Source organism: Aurantiacibacter xanthus (assembly GCF_003584015.1).
Lineage (GTDB): Bacteria > Pseudomonadota > Alphaproteobacteria > Sphingomonadales > Sphingomonadaceae > Alteraurantiacibacter > Alteraurantiacibacter xanthus.
This window is the reverse complement of sequence record NZ_QXFM01000119.1, coordinates 1-19171: the sequence shown is the minus strand read 5'-3', so window position 1 is coordinate 19171 and position 19171 is coordinate 1. Positions and strand designations below refer to the sequence as shown.

Annotated in this window: 15 protein-coding genes and 1 pseudogene; 9 read left to right on the top strand and 7 right to left on the bottom strand. The window is 64.2% G+C overall.

Annotated elements, in window-relative coordinates:
- Positions 1-39: 39 nt before the first annotated feature.
- From D2V17_RS15480 to phhA, 5 genes are all read right to left on the bottom strand, one after another.
- Positions 40-246: a hypothetical protein gene (locus tag D2V17_RS15480; RefSeq protein ID WP_119593709.1), complete on the bottom strand. Its 207-nt coding sequence runs from the start codon at positions 244-246 to the stop codon at positions 40-42.
- A gap of 154 nt (positions 247-400) precedes the next feature.
- Positions 401-1414 carry a fumarylacetoacetate hydrolase family protein gene (locus D2V17_RS15475; protein WP_119593780.1) on the bottom strand — a complete coding sequence of 338 codons (1014 nt, stop codon included), beginning with the start codon at positions 1412-1414 and terminating at the stop codon, positions 401-403.
- Positions 1411-1959: a VOC family protein gene (locus D2V17_RS15470; protein WP_119593707.1), complete on the bottom strand. Its 549-nt coding sequence runs from the start codon at positions 1957-1959 to the stop codon at positions 1411-1413. Before D2V17_RS15470 ends, D2V17_RS15475 begins: the two co-directional genes overlap by 4 nt.
- A complete protein-coding gene (gene hppD, locus D2V17_RS15465; protein WP_119593705.1) occupies positions 1956-3047 on the bottom strand; it encodes a 4-hydroxyphenylpyruvate dioxygenase in 1092 nt (363 codons plus the stop codon). Before hppD ends, D2V17_RS15470 begins: the two co-directional genes overlap by 4 nt.
- Positions 3048-3061: 14 nt before the next feature.
- Positions 3062-3973 (bottom strand): phenylalanine 4-monooxygenase, encoded by a 912-nt coding sequence (phhA, locus tag D2V17_RS15460; protein WP_245978747.1) that lies wholly within the window; start codon positions 3971-3973, stop codon positions 3062-3064.
- A 159-nt stretch (positions 3974-4132) separates the two neighbouring features.
- Between phhA and D2V17_RS15455 the strand changes: the two genes are divergently transcribed.
- The gene (locus D2V17_RS15455) at positions 4133-4603 is read left to right on the top strand and encodes an Lrp/AsnC family transcriptional regulator (RefSeq protein WP_119593701.1); all 471 of its coding nucleotides are present in this window, start codon (positions 4133-4135) and stop codon (positions 4601-4603) included.
- 7 nt (positions 4604-4610) lie between these two features.
- Here D2V17_RS15455 and D2V17_RS15450 read toward each other — a convergent pair whose 3' ends face one another.
- Positions 4611-6122, bottom strand: coding sequence for a tryptophan halogenase family protein (locus D2V17_RS15450; RefSeq protein ID WP_119593699.1), 1512 nt, complete (start codon positions 6120-6122; stop codon positions 4611-4613).
- Positions 6123-6389: 267 nt separating this feature from the next.
- Between D2V17_RS15450 and D2V17_RS15445 the strand changes: the two genes are divergently transcribed.
- From D2V17_RS15445 to D2V17_RS15410, 8 genes and pseudogenes are all read left to right on the top strand, one after another.
- Positions 6390-9545, top strand: a complete 3156-nt coding sequence (locus D2V17_RS15445; RefSeq protein ID WP_119593778.1) for a TonB-dependent receptor — start codon at positions 6390-6392, stop codon at positions 9543-9545.
- Positions 9546-9626: 81 nt separating this feature from the next.
- The gene (locus tag D2V17_RS15440; RefSeq protein WP_220474131.1) at positions 9627-10556 is read left to right on the top strand and encodes a glycoside hydrolase family 16 protein; all 930 of its coding nucleotides are present in this window, start codon (positions 9627-9629) and stop codon (positions 10554-10556) included.
- Positions 10557-10570: 14 nt separating this feature from the next.
- On the top strand, positions 10571-11629 hold the full coding sequence (locus D2V17_RS15435) for a LacI family DNA-binding transcriptional regulator (protein WP_119593776.1): 1059 nt from the start codon (positions 10571-10573) through the stop codon (positions 11627-11629).
- Positions 11626-12828, top strand: a complete 1203-nt coding sequence (locus D2V17_RS15430; protein ID WP_119593696.1) for an MFS transporter — start codon at positions 11626-11628, stop codon at positions 12826-12828. The genes D2V17_RS15435 and D2V17_RS15430 overlap by 4 nt, the downstream gene beginning before the upstream one ends.
- A gap of 73 nt (positions 12829-12901) precedes the next feature.
- The gene (locus tag D2V17_RS15425; RefSeq protein WP_119593695.1) at positions 12902-15283 is read left to right on the top strand and encodes a glycoside hydrolase family 3 protein; all 2382 of its coding nucleotides are present in this window, start codon (positions 12902-12904) and stop codon (positions 15281-15283) included.
- 32 nt (positions 15284-15315) lie between these two features.
- A complete protein-coding gene (locus D2V17_RS15420) occupies positions 15316-16665 on the top strand; it encodes an MFS transporter (RefSeq protein WP_119593694.1) in 1350 nt (449 codons plus the stop codon).
- 141 nt (positions 16666-16806) lie between these two features.
- Positions 16807-17097 (top strand): putative quinol monooxygenase, encoded by a 291-nt coding sequence (locus D2V17_RS15415; protein ID WP_119593693.1) that lies wholly within the window; start codon positions 16807-16809, stop codon positions 17095-17097.
- Positions 17098-17355: 258 nt separating this feature from the next.
- Positions 17356-17736: pseudogene (locus D2V17_RS15410) on the top strand (TonB-dependent receptor plug domain-containing protein); the annotation flags it as partial.
- A gap of 87 nt (positions 17737-17823) precedes the next feature.
- Here the strand turns inward: D2V17_RS15410 and D2V17_RS15405 are convergent.
- Positions 17824-19080, bottom strand: a complete 1257-nt coding sequence (locus D2V17_RS15405; RefSeq protein ID WP_119592595.1) for an IS701 family transposase — start codon at positions 19078-19080, stop codon at positions 17824-17826.
- Positions 19081-19171 lie beyond the last annotated feature (91 nt).

Genomic DNA, 19171 nt, shown 5'->3' with positions numbered 1-19171 from the left:
TCTCGCGCACAGGGAGCCCGGGCGGCGGGCAGCCTTGGCTTATTCTTCGGGCTTGAGCGTGACCCAGACCTCGACCGGGGCGATGAACTTGCCCGGCGCGGGCTTGCCGACGTCGATCCGCTCGGCGGTGACGAGCTGGCCGGTTTCAAGGGTGAAGCTGGCCCACGGCTTCGGCATCCGGCCGAAGGACATCTTCTGAATCGGGCGACCGGTGGCGGTGTTCATGATCGTTGCAAGGATGCTCATCCGCAGCCGTTACGGCGCTCACGCGGGTGATGTCCAGTGCTACCTGCCAGCCATCGTCAGACTCTTCGCTGCGCCCCAAACCGGCGCGCCAACAACTCCCGGCAGCCCCAATTGCTGTGCCGCCCACACGCTGATCCGGTGCCTTGGCAAGCGCTCATTCCGCCGTGGCGGCAACAGTCTGATCGATCACCCCGAAGATCGCCTGCCCCATATCGTCCTCCATCCAGATGCGGACCTGATCGCCCGCCTTCAGGAACGGCGTTACCGGCGCGCCGTCGCGGATCGTCTCGACCGTCCGCAGTTCAGCGATGCAGCTGTAGCCGAGGCCGCCATCGGCCACGGGCCTGCCCGGCCCGCCATCGGCATCGCGGTTGGATACCGTGCCCGAGCCGACGATGGTGCCCGCCCCCAGCGAGCGCGTCCTGGCGAGGTGCGCAATCAGCGTGCCGAAGTCGAAAGTCATATCGGTGCCCGCATCGGCGCGCCCCAGAGGCTGGCCATTCAGATTGACCTTGAGCGGCCCGTGGAGCCGCCCGTCCCGCCAGCGCTCGCCCAGCGCCTCGGGCGTAACGAACACCGGCGATAGCGCGCTGGCGGGCTTCGATTGATAGAAACCAAAGCCCTTGGCCAGTTCGCCCGGAATGAGATTGCGCAGCGAAACGTCGTTCACCAGCCCGACCAGCCGGATCAGCCCGCGCGCCTCCTCCGCAGTTACGCCTTGCGGCACATCGTCGGTGACGACGACCACCTCGCCCTCCATATCGCAGCCCCAGGCCTCGTCGGCGAGCGGGATCGCCGCATGGGGAGCCAGAAAGCGGTCCGAGCCGCCCTGATAGACCAGCGGATCGTGCCAGAAGCTGTCCGGCACTTCCGCCCCGCGAGCGCGGCGGACCAGCGCAACATGGTTCACATAGGCCGACCCGTCCGCCCACTGATAGGCGCGCGGCAGGGGAGCCGCGAGCGCCGAATGATCGAGCGTTTCGCCTCCAGCCGGATCAGCCGCCAGCCGCTCGGCCAGCGCCTTGAGCAGAGGCGCGCAGGCGGCCCAGTCGTCGAGCGCTGCTTGCAATGTCGGGGCAACAGCGGAGGCATCGAGATAGCTGGCAAGGTCATCGGCGACGACGATCAGATGGCCGTCGCGGCCGTGGTTCAGGCTGGCGAGCTTCACGCGTTCGGGTCCTTGTGCAGCCATTCTGCATGGCGAGGCGCACGCTTGGTCTGGCTCCATTCGTCGAGCATCAGCGGGGCCACGCGCTTGAGTTCGGCATATTGCTCGGGTGTGCCGATATTGCAGGCCAGCTCGACCCGGTGGCCGTTGGGATCGAAGAAATAGATCGAGCGGAACACGCCGTGGAAGGTCGGGCCGAGCACCGCGATGCCCTGCGCCTCGATATGGGCCTTGGCCGCCAGCAGCGCCGCCTCGTCCGCGACCTCGAAGGCGAGGTGCTGGACCCAGACCGGCGTATTCGGATCGCGCCCCATCGCGGGCTGTCCCGGCAGCTCGAAGAAAGCGAGCACATTGCCGCCGCCGCAATCGAGGAAGACGTGCATGTACGGATCGTCCTCACCGGTGGAGGGCACCTTGTCCTCGGCAAAGGCGGTGGTGTAGGTCATGCCCAGCACCCGCTCGTACCATTCGACGGTCTCTTTCGCGTCGTTGCAGCGATAGGCAACGTGGTGGATGCGCTTGAGTTCGGGGGCTGTCGTGCTCATGCGGGCTCCTCCTTTGTCAGCAGGCCGCGCTGCACCTGATCGCGCTCGATGCTTTCGAACAGCGCGGTGAAGTTGCCCTCGCCAAAGCCCTCGTCCTTCTTGCGCTGGATGAACTCGAAGAACACCGGGCCGATCTGCGGCTGGGCGAAGATCTGCAGCAGCAGGCGCGGGTCGCCGTCCTCGGTCGAACCATCCAGCAGGATGCCGCGCGCCTGCAGTTCTGCGACCGGCTCGCCGTGGCCGGGCAGGCGCTCGTCGAGCATCTCGTAGTAGGTTGCGGGCGGCGCGGTCATCATCGGCACGCCGAGCGCGTGCAGCTTGTCCCACGCGGCGATAAGGTCGTCGCACAGCAGCGCGATATGCTGGATGCCCTCGCCGTTGTAGGCGCGCAGGAACTCCTCGATCTGGCCGCCACCGGCCTTGCCCTCTTCATTGAGCGGAATGCGGATCTTGCCGTCGGGCGCGGTCATCGCCTTGCTGGTGAGGCCGGTATATTCGCCCTTGATGTCGAAATAGCGGATTTCGCGGAAGTTGAAGATGCGCTCGTAGAAGCTGGCCCAGTGCGCCATGCGCCCGCCATAGACGTTGTGCGTCAGGTGATCGATGATCTGGAAGCCCGCGCCTTTGGGGTGGCGGTCGACGCCCGGCTCGTAAACGAAGTCGATGTCGTAGATAGACAGACCGCCGTTGTCGTCTTCGTAGCGGTCGATCAGGTATATGATCGAGCCGCCGATCCCGCGGATGGCGGGCAGGCGCAGCTCCATCGGCCCGGTGTGGACCTCGACCGGCTCGGCCCCGCGTTCGACCGCCATCGCATAGGCCTTGGCCGCGTCCTTCACGCGCCAGCCCATGCCGCAGGCCGATGCGCCGTGCTCGGCGGCGAAATAGGCGGCGGGGCTGCGCGGCTCGTAGTTGGTGATGAGGTTGATGCTGCCCTGCCGCCACAGCTGCACGTCTTTCGAACGGTGGCGGGCGATGAGGGTGAAGCCCATGGCGGTGAACACAGGCTCCAGCAGGCCCTTTTCGGGGGCGCTGAATTCGACGAACTCGAAGCCGTCAAGGCCGATGGGATTTTCGAACAGGCTCATGTCTTGGTCCTCTCTCAATTGGTCTGGCGGCGCGCAGCCTTGGCCAGCGCATAGGCCTGCGTACCGCGATGAATGACGGTGTCGGTCGGTGTCAGAGCGCCGACTTCAATGGGGGAGCTGCCACGCAGGCGCTCGTAGATCGGGCCGAGGTCGGCATCGCGCGTCTGCTGGAGCAGGTCTTCGAAGCTCTCGATCACGAAGTAGCTCTGCTGATAGTCATCGATCCGGTAGTGCGAGCGCATCACCCGTTCGAGGTCGAACCCGATGCGGTTCGGCGACGGATCATCGAGCGCGAACACACTCTCGCCGTAGGACGAAACAATGCCCGCGCCGTAGAGCTTCAGCGCGCCGCTATCGCGGATCAGCCCGAACTCCACCGTATACCAGTAAAGCCGCGCCAGTGCCTCGATCATCCCGAGCCGGGCCGCGCGCAGGCCGCCCTCGCCATAGGCCTGCATGTAGTCGGCGAAGACCGGATGAGCGAGTAGCGGAACGTGGCCGAACACATCGTGGAAGATGTCCGGCTCCTGGATATAGTCGAGCTGCGCGGGCGTGCGGATAAAACGCCCGGCGACGAAGCGTCGGTTGGCGAGGTGCTCGAAGAACACCTCATCGGGCACCAGCCCCGGCACCGCAACGACCTGCCAGCCCGTCTTGCGTCCAAGGCGGTCGTTCAGCTCGTCAAAATCGGGGATGCCCGGCTTCGACAGACGCAGCATGTCGAGGCCGTCCATGAAGGCTGGAACCACGCGCCTGGGCAACATCGCCGCCTGACGCGCAAACAGCCGGTCCCACATCGCGTGTTCGGCAGCAGTGTAGGCATTCCAGTGCTGAGGAATGGTCCAGTCGGGCGCTGCTCCCGGCGGAGGAGAGGCGAGGTTTGCCATGGCACCATCATATCGCACGTGCACGAAATCAGGTTTCATCAAACGGCCATTGCGCGGCCATCTTGCAATATATCGATCAAAAATTCAGATTATTTGATGAAACTCTATCAAGGCCATATACAAGGCTTGCTGGGTGGAGCTCGCTGGCCTGGTCCCAGCGGCGCCAAAACGCCATCCCGATGCCGATGGAGCAACCGCATGAGTTCCACACGTCCGATTGACGCGATCGACCGCAAGATCCTGCACGAATTGCAGCGCGATGCTTCGATCAGCCACGCGAAACTGGCGGAGCGCGTCGGCGCATCGACGGCCTCGTGCTGGCGGCGCATTCGCGCGCTCGAAGCCGATGGGGTTCTTGGCCATCAGATCCGGCTGGTGAACGCCGCGCGCCTCGGCCGCAGCGTCAACGTTATCTGCCACATCAAGATCAAGAACCACCTGATCGAAACCACCGAGGCATTCGAGAACTTCATCGCCTCGCGTGACGAGATCATCGAGTGCTACTCGATGTCCGGCGACTGGGACTATCTGCTGCGGGTACTGGTATCCGACGTGGAGGACTACAACCGCTTCCTGATGCGCACCGTGCTGCGGCATCCGTCAGTCGCCACCGGCTCCTCGCACTTCACGCTGGCCCAGGTAAAATACACGACGGCGGTGCCGCTCTGACGCGAGCCTACCCGGCTTCGGCCTTGCAATACTTGCTCAGATAGTCCGCGTGGCTCGGCATGTGCTCGACGAGATAGCGGATGGAGCGCTCGATCCCGTCGATCTCGCCGCGCAACTGGTCCAGCGGCAGCGCATCGGCCATCACATTGTGCCCGTTCGGCTGGATGCCCTGCCCCATCATGACCGATGCCCAACTGGTTTCGATGAACAGTTCGTCATCCTCGCGGAAGATCTGGCCATTGCTGCGGAACAGCGCGATCTTCTCCTTGAGGGTATCGGGCACGTCCATCGTGCGCACGTGGTTCCAGAACGGAGAATCGTCGCGCGCCGTGGCGCTGTAGTGCAGCACCAGGAAGTCGCGGATGCGGAGGTATTCCTTGGCCGTCAAACGGTTGAAGGCGTCCTCCTGCTCCTGCGTCACCCCATCGAGCGACAGGATCGAAACAAGCTTGTTGATCCCGGTGTTCACGAGATGGATCGAGGTGGATTCGAGCGGCTCCATAAAGCCTGCGGCCAGCCCCAGCGCGACCACGTTGCGGTTCCAGAACTTCTTTCTCCGCCCGGTGACGAAACGCAGGAAGTTGGGGTCGGCGCCGGGCTTTCCGGCCAGATTGGCGACGAGGATCGCGTGGGCCTCGTCATCGCCCATGAACTCGCTGCAATAGACATGGCCGTTGCCGTTGCGGTGCTGTAGCGGCACCCGCCATTGCCAGCCCGCCGAATGGGCCGTGGCACGGGTGAAGAGCGCCGGCGGACTGCCATCCTCACGCTCGCACGGCAGCGCCACGGCGCGATTGCAGGGCAGGTAGTGGCTCCAGTCCTCGTAACCGGTCTTCAGCGCCTGTTCGATCAGCAGGCCGCGAAAGCCCGAGCAATCGACGAAGAAATCGCCCGGCATCACCTCGCCGTCGTCCATCGTGATCGAGGCGACATGGCCGCTCTCACCATCGAGCGCAACGTCCGCCACCCTGCCCTCGCGCCGGACCACGCCGCGCGCTTCGGCATAGCTGCGCAGGAAGCGCGCGTACCGGGTGGCGTCGATGTGGTAGGCATAGTTCATCGGCGGCAGGTGATCGCTCTCGTAGTCGGGAGTGCGCAGGAACTTGCCGAAATGGGCGGCCATCGTTTCCAGGTTGAACGCCTGGATCGGCCGCGGGTCGCCAGCCTGCTTCAGCCGGTGCCACACATGATGAAACGAGACCCCGTCGATCTCATAGCCATAGGTGCCGAAGGGGTGGAGATAGCTCTGGCCGATCCGGCCCCAGTTCTCGAACTGGATGCCGACCTTGAACGTGCCCTGCACCGCTGCCAGCATCTCCGCCTCGTCGATTTCGAGCAGGCGGTTGAAGTCCACGAAAGGCGGGATCGTCGCCTCGCCCACGCCGACCGTGCCGATCTGCTCCGATTCGACCAGTACGATCTCGAGCTTGCGGTGCCCGGCCTTCATCCGCGACAGCGCGGCGGCGGTCATCCAGCCAGCCGTACCCCCGCCGACGATTACGATCCGTTCGATCGCCACTTCTCTCTCCTCTCCATTGAGCGCGCCTTATCCCGGCTACGCAGCACCTAGCCTATATGACTAGCCGACAGAATTGTGAACGTTCATTTTTATCTTGAGAACGATCACAATTTTATCTAACGACTGATCGAACGGTAGGTACTTCTGTGCCTAAACCGTGGTTTGGGGAGGATTCTTGCCGTGTCTCGCACGATCAATAAAGCTATAACAGATTCGCGCCGCACCTTGGCGCTGACCACTGCATCCATCATTGCGCTGGGCCTTGTCATGCCAGGCGTAGCAATGGCGCAGGATGCCGAAGAGCCGGCAACCGGCGATGCGCAGCCGTCTGACCAGATCGTCGTCACCGGCTTCCGCGCCAGCCTCGAATCCGCGCAGAACGTGAAGCGCGATGCCGACACGGTGGTTGATGTTATCACCGCCGAGGACATCGGCGCCCTGCCCGACCGCTCGGTGGCTGAATCGCTGCAACGTGTCCCCGGCGTCAATATCAGCCGTTTTGTCGGCCGCGACGATCCCGATCGGTTCTCCGTCGAAGGCTCGGGCGTCATCATCCGCGGCCTGCCGTTCGTGCGCTCGGAACTTAACGGGCGCGATATCTTTTCCGCCAACGGCGGCCGCACCCTCGGCTTCAACGACGTCTCTCCCGAGTTGCTCGGCCGGGTCGAAGTGTTCAAGAACACCACCGCCGACATGATCGACGGCGGCATCGCCGGAACGGTCAATCTCGTCACCCGCAAGCCGCTCGACAAGCGCGGGTTTCATATCGCTGGCACAGTCGAGGCCAACGTGGGCGATCTCGCCAACGAATGGTCGCCCGGCTTTTCCGCCCTCGCCTCCAACACCTTCGACACCCGCCTCGGCACTTTCGGCCTCCAACTGGGCTATGCGCAGCAGCGCCTGGTGACGCGCACCGACGCCTCGCAAATCACCGATCCGTGCTATCGTGCCGAGACGCTGGATTCCGGCTGTATCCGCGTGCGGCCGGTCGGCTCGGGCGGATTTTCGGGCGATACGGACTTCGACGCCACCAATTTCCCGCCGCCCAATTCGGTCATCGTGCCCAAGGGCGCGGGTGTGCGCACCACCCACCTGACCCGTGACAGGCAGGCCTATTCTGCCGTAGGCCAGTTCGAGAGCAACGACGGCCGCCTGCGGGTTACCGCGGAATACATGCGTGCCGCAACGCAGGGTTCGCTCAGCGAGTTTTCGCAGTTGGCGCTGGTGAACAACGATGCCTTCTTCCCCGAACCCGTGCCCGGCACCCAGTTCGAATATAACGGCAACCTCTTCCAGAAGGGTATCCTGACCCAGATTTCGGACGGCGGCATCCCCGGTATCTCGACCGAAAACCTGCGCTTCGAGCAGGAAGAAGATGCAATGACGGAAGACCTGTCGCTCGACATCGAATTCGAGCTGACTGACCGCTTCCGCAGCAACTTCGAATTCCAGTATGTCAATTCGGATCGCAATCAGGCCGGCTTTATCGCCGCGATGCAGACCTATGCCGATATCGCTATCGACAACAGCGGCAAGACGCCTTCGATCCAGTTCTACAAGCCCGGCACCACCTCGTCCGGCGGGGGCTATTTCACCGATCCGACGCAATCCTATTTCTGGTTCAACCTCGACAACCAGATCAAGAACGAAGGCAAGCTGTACACGCTGCGGGGCGACTTCGAATACGATTTCAGCGACACCGGCTTCTTCCGCAAAGCGCGCTTCGGTGCGCGCTGGGGAGAACGCAAGCGAACGACCCGCAACGCGAACTTCTCAAACTGGTCGAACCTCGGCGCGCCCTGGACCGGTCGCGGCGGCAACTGGGATTGTGCCGATGCACAGGCCTATGGCTGCGGCGGGGCCTATGCCTCTGACTTCCCTCAGCTCGCTGGTGTCTACTCGCCCTTCGGCAACAACTTCCAGCGCGGCAATGCCCCCGCGCCGACCGAAAACGGCGAAGCGATATTCTTCGGCGGCGACGACCTTGTGGCAAAGTACCTCTCCGGCGAACTGGGCGAACAGCTGCAGGCGATCCGCGACTTCACGCTGACGCCCGAAGGCCGTCCGCTGATCGACGGGCGAACCTATACCGACCCGGTCACAGGTCAGGCCACTGCCTGCGATCCGTTCTGCCCGCCCGAGATCATTCCGATCAAGGAGATCACCACGGCCGCCTATGTCCGCGTCGATTTCGGTCATGATTTCGATAGCGGCGCCAGCCTCTCAGGCAATATCGGCCTGCGCTACGTCCGTACCGACGTCAGTTCGCGCGGCGTGGTTGGCTTCATGCGACCCGACTATCTCGATGCGCCGGTCAATTCGGTCGAAGGGGATCCGAACTCGCCAAACTTCGGCGGCAACGGAAATGGCGTGGCCGAAGTGGCAGACCTTCAGAACCGCTGCGCCAATGTTACCGGCCCTACTGCGCCCGGCTTCTGCTCGCTTTCCCCGGAGCGCCAGCAGGAGTTCGTCGACGGCATGACCGGCGACATCTTCAACGATTTCGCCAAGGAGAAATACGAGCACTGGCTTCCAAGCTTCAACGTCAGGTTCGACACCGGGAACGGCTATGTCTTCCGTGCGGCTGTGTCCAAGGGCATCTTCCGGCCTGACCTCGACCAGTTCCGCACTGGCGGTCTTGTCTTCGACAACACGCAGAATCTGGTCGATGCGGGTACGCAGGATACCGGCCCGCTGTTCCGCCTCGACACGGGCAACCGGCAGCTGCGCCCGACCGAGAGCTGGAACTTCGATCTCTCGGCGGAATGGTATTTCAGCCGCGTCGGTTCGCTGACGGCTGCCCTGTTCATGAAGAAGGTCAGCAAGCTGGAGAATCCGGGTGCTACCGTCCAGAACCTCACCAGTTCACAGGACAATACCATCGAAGTGCTGATCAACGGCCCGGTCAACGTCGACGAGGGCACGCTGAAAGGGGCAGAACTCGCCTATCAGCAGACCTACGACTTTCTGCCCGGTGTCTTGTCGGGGCTCGGAACGCAGCTCACCTATACCTACGTCGATGGCGGTGCATTCACCAACTCGACGGTCGGAGCCGAGCAGAGCCCGTTTGCGGCAGGCCTGCCGCTGGCCGGGATTTCGAAGCACACGGTCAACGCGGTGCTGTTCTACGAGAAGAATCGCTTCTCGGCGCGCGCCGCCTACAACTGGCGCTCGGAGTTCCTGCAAACGCCGCGCGACGTGATCTTCCCGTTCTCGCCCATTTACGGCGAGGCCACCGGGCAGCTCGACGCCTCGATTTTCTACGACGTCACGCCGACCATCAAGATCGGTGTCCAGGGCGTTAACCTGCTCGACGAAGTCACCCGCACTAGCCAGGTGTTCGACTTCGCCGGCACGCGGGTCGCCCGCTCGGCGTTCCGCAACGACCGCCGCTTCACCTTCCTGGCGCGTTTCAACTTCTGACGCGCAGGTTGCCCCAAGGGGCGCAATGGGAAAGGGTTGCCATGCTCCTCCATGGCGACCCTTTCTCCATGGGAGATGGCTATGAAAAGAGCAGTATCACTCGCCGCGCTGGGGCTCGCATCCTGCGCCACGGTCACGCCCCGGCCCGAGCCGCAATGGCAGATGGTCTGGTCTGACGAATTCGACGGCGATGCGCTCGACCCCGCCAACTGGTCGTTCGAAATCGACTGCTGGGGCGGCGGTAACAACGAGCGCCAGTGCTACACCGACAGTCCGCGCAATGCCTCGGTGGCGAACGGCCTGCTGACGATCACGGCAAGGCGCGAGGACCACACCGGCCCTGCGCTGCCGCCCTACCTCGCGGCAGAATCCGACCCGCAGGCAACGGCCACAAGGCGCTTCACCTCCGCACGCCTCAGCACCAAGGGCAAGGCCGCCTGGGCCTATGGCCGGATCGAGGTGCGCGCGAAGCTGCCGCAAGGTCAGGGCGTGTGGCCGGCGATCTGGATGCTGCCGGAGGCCAACACCTATGGCCGCTGGGCCGCCTCGGGCGAGATCGACATCCTTGAGGCCGTGAACCTCGGGGTCGAATGCGACGATGGCTGCGAGCCCGGCGGCGAGAACACCATTCTTGGCACCCTGCACTTCGGCGGGCAATGGCCCGACAACGCCTATGACAGCACCGAAGTGTCCGCGCCGCAGGTGCTCGACGGCTTTCACACCTATGGCGTGATCTGGGAGCCGGGCCGTATCCGCTGGACACTCGACGGCGAGGTCTATGCCGACAAGGTGAACAGCGACTGGTGGAGTTCGGGCTCGAAGGCGCCCGATGCGCCGTTCGACCAGCCATTCCACCTCCTGCTTAACCTCGCCATCGGCGGCGGCCTGCCAGAAGAGCGCGCGCTGGGCGGAGTTGCCGAAGAAGGCTTCCCCAAGCAATTCGCAATCGACTGGGTCCGGGTCTGGCAATGCGAGCCTGGCGGCGCTAGGCAACCGACCTGCCGGTATTGACGGGGTAAATGCTGATGGCGAGGCGGCGCCAATCCGTAACGATCAAACATGTGGCCGCCGATGCCGGCGTTTCGCTGCAAACGGTCAGCCGCGTCATCAATGACGAGCCGAACGTGCGCCCCGCGATGAAGGAGCGGGTGCAGGCATCGATCGACAAGCTCGGCTACATCCCTTCCATCGCGGCGCGGCGGATGAGCGGCTCACGCTCCTACCTGATCCTCGCCCTGAACGACCGCGAGCGCACGATCGCCGACTGGCAGGCGCGCGGCGGCAATGACTGGGTCGACCAGATGCTGCTCGGCGGAATGCTGAAATGCGCCGAACTCGGCTACCGGATGATCTTCGAACTGGTCGACACCCATTCGGACCATGTCGAGCGCGAACTCAACGCGGCGCTGGTGGCGCTGGAGCCCGACGGGGTGATCCTCACGCCGCCGCATTCGGACAATCCGCTGATCACCACCATGCTTGCCAAGCGCAAGGTGCCTTTCGCGCGCATCGGTTCGATAGGCAACGGCGGCGGCATCCCGCTGGTGATGGGCGACGAAGGCGCGGCGCGCATGGCGAGCGAATACCTCGCCGATCTTGGCCACACCCGGATCGGGTTCATCGCCGGACCGCGCGACTACCAGCTCAGCGCATGGCGCAAGGATGGCTGGCTGGCGGTCATGCGCGAACGCGGTCTGCCGCATGACGACCTCTGCGTGCGCGGCGATTTCGGCTACGAAAGCGGCGTTGCCTGCGCCCGCGCGCTGCTCGCGCTGCCCGAGCGGCCGACCGCGATCATCGCCAGCAGCGACCAGATGACCTTCGCGGCGATGGACGTGGCGCAGCAAATGGGGCTGGCGATCCCCGCCGATCTGTCGCTCATCAGCTTCGACAACACGCCTGCCGCCAAGCTGCGCACGCCCTCGCTGACGGCAATCGATCAGCCAGTCGCAGCGACGATGTCGCGGGCGGTGGAACTGCTGATCGCCGCCAACAGGGGCGAGGATCCGCCTGGCGAGTCGGAAGTGATCGAGCCCGGCCTGATCGTGCGGGAATCGACCGCCGCCCCCACTCCGTCCGCATGACGCAGGCGCAGCAGCAGAAGCAAGCCAACCGCTTCCTGCTGCTCTATGCGTTGGCCGCTGCTGGCGGCGCGATCTCCTACACTCCGTTCATAACGCTGCTGCTGCCCGTCCGCATCACGGCAATGGTCGGCTCGGGCGATATCGAATGGCTCGCCTACGCCACCTTTTTCGGAGCGCTCGCGTCCAGCGGCGGGAACATCCTGTTCGGCTGGCTCAGCGACAAATCGGGCGTGCGAACGCCGTGGATCGTGGCCGGGCTCGTGCTGTCGTCGCTGCTGTTGCTGTCGTTCTCGCTGGTCGACGACATCCGGCTGCTCGTGCTCGTGATGATTGTCTGGCAACTGGCGGTGAACATGATGCTGGCTCCACTGACGGCATGGGCGGGAGACTGCGTTCCCGATGTGCAGAAGGGCACATTGGGCGGGCTGCTGTCTCTGTCGCCCGCGCTCGGAGCCTTGTCTGCGGCATTCGTAACCTTGCCGGGCCTCGCCGGGCCGGATGGGCGACTGTGGCTGGTCGCGGGGCTGGTCGCGGCGTTCGTCCTGCCCGCCCTGCTGTACGGCCGCCCCCGTCCCTTCCCCGACCTGATGGACGACACAGGAATGTCGCGCGATGCCGGCCACGATGAGCGGTCTGCCACCTCGCCATTCACCGTGGCGCGAATGTGGCTGGCGCGGCTGCTCATTCAAATCTCCGAAGCGGCGCTGTTTGCCTATCTCTACTTCTGGTTCCGCACCGTCGACCCGGTGATGACCGACGCACGGGTGGCGCAGATCTTCAGCGTGATCCTCGTCGTGTCGGTGCCGGTCGCCCTCACTGCCGGGCGCTGGGCCGATCGCGTCAACAGGCCTTTCCTGCCGCTGCCCGTGGCTGCCGTTGGCGCCGCGGTCGGCCTGCTGCTGATGGCTTTGTCGGATACGCTGCTCTCGGCAATGATCGGATATGTGGTGTTCGGCGTATCGGCATCGGTGTTTCTCGCCATCCACGGCGGGCAGACGCTGCGAGTGCTGCCAAGGCCGAGCAATCGCGGGCGCGACCTGGGGCTGTTCAACCTCACCAACACCACCCCGTCGCTGGTCATGCCGTGGCTGACGCTGGCGCTCGTGCCGGTGTTCGGCTTCTCGGGGCTGTTCTTCGCCCTGACAATCTGCGCCGCCCTTGCCGCGCTGCTGCTGCTCACACTTCCCCGCCCGCTTTAGCCCCTTGCCAATCGCCACCGCACATGCAAAAGAACAATTGAGAACGTTCACAATAGCGACGGTGAGGATTGAAATGCGGACAAGTGTGTTGGCGATTGCCTGTGCGATCTCGGTAGCGGGTTGCACGCCTGCGCTGGTGGATCCGGTGGCGGTATCGCAGGCCCCGGCTAACGCGCGCAGTGCGGAGGATGCCCGCATCGCCGATCTGCTGTCGCGGATGAGTGTGGAGCGCAAGGTCGCCCAGCTCATTCAGCCGCAGATCAATTCGTTCACCGCTGCCGACATGGAGCGCTATCGCTTCGGCAGCTATCTGAACGGCGGCAATGGCGGCCCCTACGGCGATGAGTTCGCCCCCGCTTCCGAGTGGCTGCGCCTTGCCGACGAAATGTACGACGCTTCGGTCAAGCCGATGACGAATGGCGAGCCGGTCATCCCGACCATGTGGGGCACCGACGCGGTCCACGGCCACACCAACATCATCGGCGCGACCATCTTCCCCCACAATATCGGCCTGGGCGCAACGCACGATCCCGATGTCGTGCGGCGCATCGGCGCAGCTACCGCGGTCGAGATCGAAGTCACCGGCATCGACTGGAACTTCTCGCCCACCGTCGCGGTGGCGCAGGATGACCGCTGGGGCCGGACCTACGAAAGCTATTCCGAAGACCCGCAACTGGTCGCCCGGATGGGCGCCGCGCTGATCGAAGGGCTGCAAGGCGATCCGGCCTCCGGGGACTTCCTCGGTGCAGGCCATGTCATCGCCACTGCCAAGCACTTCTTCGGCGACGGCGGAACCGAGAACGGCATCGATCAGGGCGACGTCAATGGTGACATCGAGGCGCTGAAGGCGGTGCATGCGGTGCCCTACCCCGCCGCGATCGACGCGGGCGTGGAAGCGGTGATGGCCAGCTTCAATTCGATCAACGGCCGCAAGATGCACGGCAACAAGGAACTGCTGACCGGCCTGTTGCGCGGCGAGATGGGCTTCGATGGCCTGGTCGTCGGCGACTGGAACGGCCACGGCCAGATCGAGGGCTGCACCGTTTCCGACTGTCCGCAGGCAATTCTGGCGGGCCTCGATGTCTATATGGTGCCCGACGACTGGAAGCCCCTGCTCGAAAATCTCGTGGCACAGGTGAACGACGGCACGATCCCGATGGCGCGGCTCGACGAGGCGGTCGGACGTGTGCTGCGCGCCAAGATGCGCGCCGGACTGCTCGGCGACCATGCCGCAAGGCCCTCCGACCGGCCCAATGCCGGCGACATGCGCCTGCTCGGCTCGCCCGAACACCGCGCCGTGGCGCGCGAAGCCGTGGCCAAGTCGCAGGTGATCCTGAAGAACAGCGGCGTGCTGCCGCTCAAGCCGAATGCGCGCATCCTCGTGGCAGGAAGCGGCGCGGACAGCGTGGCGCAGGCTGCGGGCGGCTGGACGCTGACCTGGCAGGGCGGGCGCGAGCTGACCTCGGAATACTTCCCCGGCGCAACCTCGATCTATGCCGGGATCGCCAGCGAGGCCGCCGCGACAGGCGGCGAAGCCCGGCTTTCCGCCGATGGATCGTTCACCGGCGAAGCCCCCGATGTCGCCGTGGTGGTGTTCGGCGAGGAGCCCTATGCCGAGTTCTCGGGCGACCGCAAGACGCTCGCCTTCACCGATGAAGAGGGGCTCGACATCCTGCTCCGCCTGAAGGCGCAGGGTATCCCCACGGTGGCAGTGTTCCTCTCGGGGCGCCCGATGTGGGTGAACCGCGAGCTGAACGCTGCCGATGCCTTCGTGGCCAGTTGGCTTCCCGGCAGCGAAGGCCAGGGCGTGTCCGATGTCCTGTTCGGCAAGCGCGAGGCAACCGGGCGGCTGTCGTTCTCATGGCCGAAGGACTGTGCTGGCGGTCCGCTCGCCGGCACCGACAGGGTGCTGTTCCCGCTCGGCTACGGCCTGTCGCTGGGCGAGCGTTCCACCCTCACCCAACTCGACGAGACCTGCGCCTTCCTGTCCGGCGACGCGGGCGCGCAATGGTATGCGGACGGACGCCTTGCATCGGGCATCACCGCCAGCGCCGGCGGCGTTGAGCTCGCAAACCTGCGCGGAACGGCGGCTGGTGTAAGCGCACGCGGCGTGGACCGGAACCGGCAGGAGGACGCACGCGAAATCACATTCGCCCCCGGCTCCTCGCTCACCATCGCGCAGGAGGGCGAGGGAAGCGGAGACTACGTCATCGCCTATACCATCACCCGGCGCCCCTCGGCGCCCGTGACTGTCACCGTGGGAGACACCACGCTCGACATCACTGCGCAGCTCGAACATTCCGAGCTGAAGGGCTGGCGCGAGATGGTCCTGACCGAGCAATGCCTGCCCGGCCTCGGCAACGCGCTGACCATCGCCTCGCAAGGGCCGCTGACGCTCGGTATCGCATCGGTGGCACGACAGGATATACCGGAAGGGACGGCCTGCTCGTTCTGAGCGGGCCGCCGGTCTTGGGAGGACAAAGGCACATGACACAACCGACTGCTCAGGGCGCCAGCGTGCGCGCGGCTTTCATCGCCGTTACCACGCTGTTCTTTGCGTGGGGCTTCATCACTTCGCTGATCGACCCGCTGGTGGCCGCGGTGAAGGGCATCTTCGTGCTCACCGACTTTCAGGCGCAGTTGTCGGCTTCGGCCTTCTTCATTGCCTATGGCCTGATCTCGTTCCCGGCGGCGGCGCTGGTTGCCCGGCTGCGGCCGGTGCCCGCGATCCTGCTCGCGCTGGGCATGATGGCGGTGGCCTGCCTCGTGATGCTGGGCGCGGCCAATCTGGCGACCTATTCGCTGGTGCTGCTCGGCCTGTTCGGGCTCGCCAGCGGCATCACCATTCTGCAGGTCGCAGCAAACCCGCTCGCCGCTTCGCTGGGCAAGCCCGAGGGAAGCCACTTCCGCCTGACGCTGTCGCAGACCTTCAACAGCTTCGGCACCTTCATCGGTCCGATCGTCGGCGGGATCCTGTTTCTCGAAGGCGTTGAGGTCGCCGAGGGCATGGAGATCACGCCCGAGGTCCGCGCCAACGCGCTGGGCGGGATCGACCGCGCCTATTTCTGGATTTGCGGTCTGCTGATCCTGCTGATGCTGTTCTTCTGGCTCTCGCGCCGCACGGTGTCGGCGGCGGCGCCCGAGCCGGAGGCCACGCCAAGCGTGGGGGCGATGATCGCAGACGTGTTCTCGTCGCGCTGGGCCTTGCTGGGTGGAGCGGCAATCTTCCTTTACGTGGGCGCCGAAGTCGCCATCGGCACGCAGATGGCGCTGTTCCTCAATATGGATCAGGTGTGGGGCCAGTCCGATGCGCCTTTCGCCGTGCCCTTGCTGGGTCATGTGATGGGCAATGACGGCAATCCGGGCGTGTCGCTGCAGGAGGCCGCCAAGGCCGTCGCCTTCTACTGGGGCGGCGCGATGGTAGGCCGGGCGATCGGGACGGTCCTGCTGGCGCGTTTCCAGGCGGCGAAGCTGTTGGTCATGTTCACGCTCGTGGCCGCGGCAATGTGCTTCTACGTCTTTTCCGTGGGCGGCGTATCGGCAGGCTTTGTCGCGCTGAGTATTGGCCTGTTCAACTCGATCATGTTTCCGGTGATCTTCACCCTGACGCTGGAACGCTCGACCGCGAGCCAGCAGGCGACCTCCGGCATGCTCTGCACCTGCATCATCGGCGGTGCCTTCATTCCGCCGCTGGTCGGCGCAGTGTCGGGCGCGACCAGCTACGTCACGGCCTTTATCGTGCCGATGGGCTGTTACCTGCTGCTCTGTCTGTTCGCCCTTGCGGCCCTGCGCAGCCGCCCTGCCCGCCAGACTGACAGCATGAAGTCTGTGCATTAAGCCGCTTCCAGGCCGTTCAAAGCACAAACGAAATACTTGTGAATTGAACGGCCCGGCAGGCCGCGCCTCTGCTATGTCGCCCGCAAACAGCCGCCCCGCCCCCCCCCCCCGGAAGAAGCGCGTTGCTTGAAAGGACAGATCATGCTCAAGGTCATCGCACAGGATTTCATCAAACCCGAAGCCGTCGAGATCGTTCTGCCGTTCTACCGCGAACTGGTCGAGAAGAGCCGACAGGAAGAGCTTTGCATCGCCTACGACCTGTTCGTGGACCAGAAAGATCCCGGACATTTCATCTTCATTGAGGAATGGCCGGATCGCGCCGCGCTCGACGCGCATTGCCAAACCGAGCATTTCACCCGGCTGGTCCCGCTCATCAATGCCCACCAGCGACAGGATGCGACATTCATCCTGATGGATGCGGTTGCCGAGTGACCCCACGCGGCGCTGCACTCATGTTGCAGCGCAAATAGACAGGCACTGTGGCACACCAGCAACAACGCCTTGACGCGCGGAATTCCGCCATTTCTGCGCAAATACGGCCCTCAGATGACAACCAGCGTCACAATCAAGACATCGTATCGCAGCAACGAAACTTACTGGTAACATTTGTTACCAATTCCTGTCTTATTCGCCGCATACCGGGGCCCCCTCGAACCAGCATTGGCTAGAAATCGAAGGGTCTCCCTATCCATGAATTGCAAGTATCTCCTGGCAGCCAGCGCACTGAGCGCTGCCACCGCCTTCCTCATTCCATCGGCAGCACAGGCGCAGTCCACCGGTAGCTCCGAGTTCGACAACGCGATCGTCGTGACCGGCGCGCGCAATACCGATGTCGGCGGTGTTGATATCCCGGATTCGCCCAAGGCCAAGGTCGCCATCGAATCCGAACTGATCATGCGCCAGACCCCCGGCCAGACCATCAACGACACGCTGAACCTGGTCCCCGGCGTCAGCTTCACCAACAACGACCCGTTCGGTTCGCTGGGTGGCTCGTTCACGATCCGCGGTTTCAGTTCCGACCGCATTTCGCAGACCGTTGACGGCATTCCGCTCAACGATTCGGGCAACTATCACTACTTTGGCAGATTTTCTGGTGTCGGGTCAGATATGCAGCGACCGCAGTGCGGGCATGGCCGATCCGGTGGCTTGGAGAAGCGGTCAATGATGGCCTGTCTGATCGCTGGTAAGCTCGGCTGTGGAGGCGGACCGGCAGTCCTTTTTTTCCCCCTTGGCCTGCTTGAGGCGCTGGGTCTGCAAGAAGGCCAGGGCGATCATGGACATCAGCGCGTGTCGGTGCAGCCCCTTCCATGATCTACCCTCGAAGTGATCGAGGCCGAGTTCTTCCTTGAGTTGCTGATGCCCCTGCTCACAGACCCAGCGGGCCTTGATGGCGCCGGCAAGCTGCCTGATTGGCGTGCTGGCAGGCAGGTTGGAGAGGTAGTATTTGCGCTCGCCAGTCGAGCGATGCTCCCCGACCAACCACACCTCCTCGCCGGGCAGATGTTGCGCACCCATGTCCCGGATGCGCTGGGGCGGACCATCGGCGACACGCACGCGAACGGCAGCGAACCGCGCCGAGAGTGGCCCTTTGGTCCCGCGCCGCCAACTCACCTTGCGCCACCTTGCCATCTCCAGCATTGCCTTGGCGGATATCGATTTTGCGTCGGGGATGGCGTTCTTGCGAGGGCGACCTCTTCCAGCGATCGGGAAGATCATCCCAACATCGGCGGGGTAGACCTTCTGTCTGAAAGGTATGCCCACCGCCCATGCAAGCCCGCGCTCACTCAGCCCCTGTCGGAACGGTGCGGACATGCCATAGCCCGCATCCGCCAGGACACAGCCGAAACGAACACCCGCAGCGCCGACCCGATCGATCTCAGCGAGCGCGATCTCGGGCTTGGTCCTGTAGGGGCAGCAATCGAGAGGAACTCCAGTCCGTTCCAGGCGGGCCACGTCTCCGGTCCAGCTCTCGGGCAGGAACAGGCGCAGGCCGACCATGATGGGGACTTCGCCAGATGCCAGCGTCACCGACACCAGCGTCTGGCAGTTGGCATTCTTGCCCAGTGCCGACGCATATTGCGGCGCCACGCCGACGGAATGGCGCCCCTTCTTGGGCAGCGCCGTGTCGTCGATGATCAGCCAGGCCTTCTCGCCGCCTACCTGCCGGTCGGCCTCGGCGAGCAGAGCTGCCTCCAGCGGTGCTTCGTCCCACACGCCGCTGGCGATGAAATGATGCAGCCGATCGTAGCTGACATCATCTGTCCGGGCGGCCATCGGCTGTATGCTTTTGCGATCCCCCGGGCCGATCAGTCCCGCGATATACGCCGGACACATCCGGCCACGCGTCTTGTGTCGCAACGCCGCTACAAACGGTGCCAACCACTCGTCCAGTTCGCCACGCCAATCCGTATCCATCGCCAGCCCCTTCGAAAAGCTGGCTCCCTATGAATCACTGGAATCCCACCTTGGGAATCCCAAAAATCAGATTTCTGCCAAAGTAGTGCTA

Bases quoted from the DNA above. Each gene is read 5' to 3' on its own strand.
- D2V17_RS15480 (WP_119593709.1), bottom strand. From the start codon at position 246: ATGAGCATCCTTGCAACGATCATGAACACCGCCACCGGTCGCCCGATT.
- D2V17_RS15470 (WP_119593707.1), bottom strand. From the start codon at position 1,959: ATGAGCACGACAGCCCCCGAACTCAAGCGCATCCACCACGTTGCCTAT.
- hppD (WP_119593705.1), bottom strand. From the start codon at position 3,047: ATGAGCCTGTTCGAAAATCCCATCGGCCTTGACGGCTTCGAGTTCGTC.
- phhA (WP_245978747.1), bottom strand. From the start codon at position 3,973: ATGAAACCTGATTTCGTGCACGTGCGATATGATGGTGCCATGGCAAAC.
- D2V17_RS15455 (WP_119593701.1), top strand. From the start codon at position 4,133: ATGAGTTCCACACGTCCGATTGACGCGATCGACCGCAAGATCCTGCAC.
- D2V17_RS15445 (WP_119593778.1), top strand. From the start codon at position 6,390: ATGCCAGGCGTAGCAATGGCGCAGGATGCCGAAGAGCCGGCAACCGGC.
- D2V17_RS15440 (WP_220474131.1), top strand. From the start codon at position 9,627: ATGAAAAGAGCAGTATCACTCGCCGCGCTGGGGCTCGCATCCTGCGCC.
- D2V17_RS15435 (WP_119593776.1), top strand. From the start codon at position 10,571: ATGGCGAGGCGGCGCCAATCCGTAACGATCAAACATGTGGCCGCCGAT.
- D2V17_RS15430 (WP_119593696.1), top strand. From the start codon at position 11,626: ATGACGCAGGCGCAGCAGCAGAAGCAAGCCAACCGCTTCCTGCTGCTC.
- D2V17_RS15425 (WP_119593695.1), top strand. From the start codon at position 12,902: ATGCGGACAAGTGTGTTGGCGATTGCCTGTGCGATCTCGGTAGCGGGT.
- D2V17_RS15420 (WP_119593694.1), top strand. From the start codon at position 15,316: ATGACACAACCGACTGCTCAGGGCGCCAGCGTGCGCGCGGCTTTCATC.
- D2V17_RS15415 (WP_119593693.1), top strand. From the start codon at position 16,807: ATGCTCAAGGTCATCGCACAGGATTTCATCAAACCCGAAGCCGTCGAG.
- D2V17_RS15405 (WP_119592595.1), bottom strand. From the start codon at position 19,080: ATGGATACGGATTGGCGTGGCGAACTGGACGAGTGGTTGGCACCGTTT.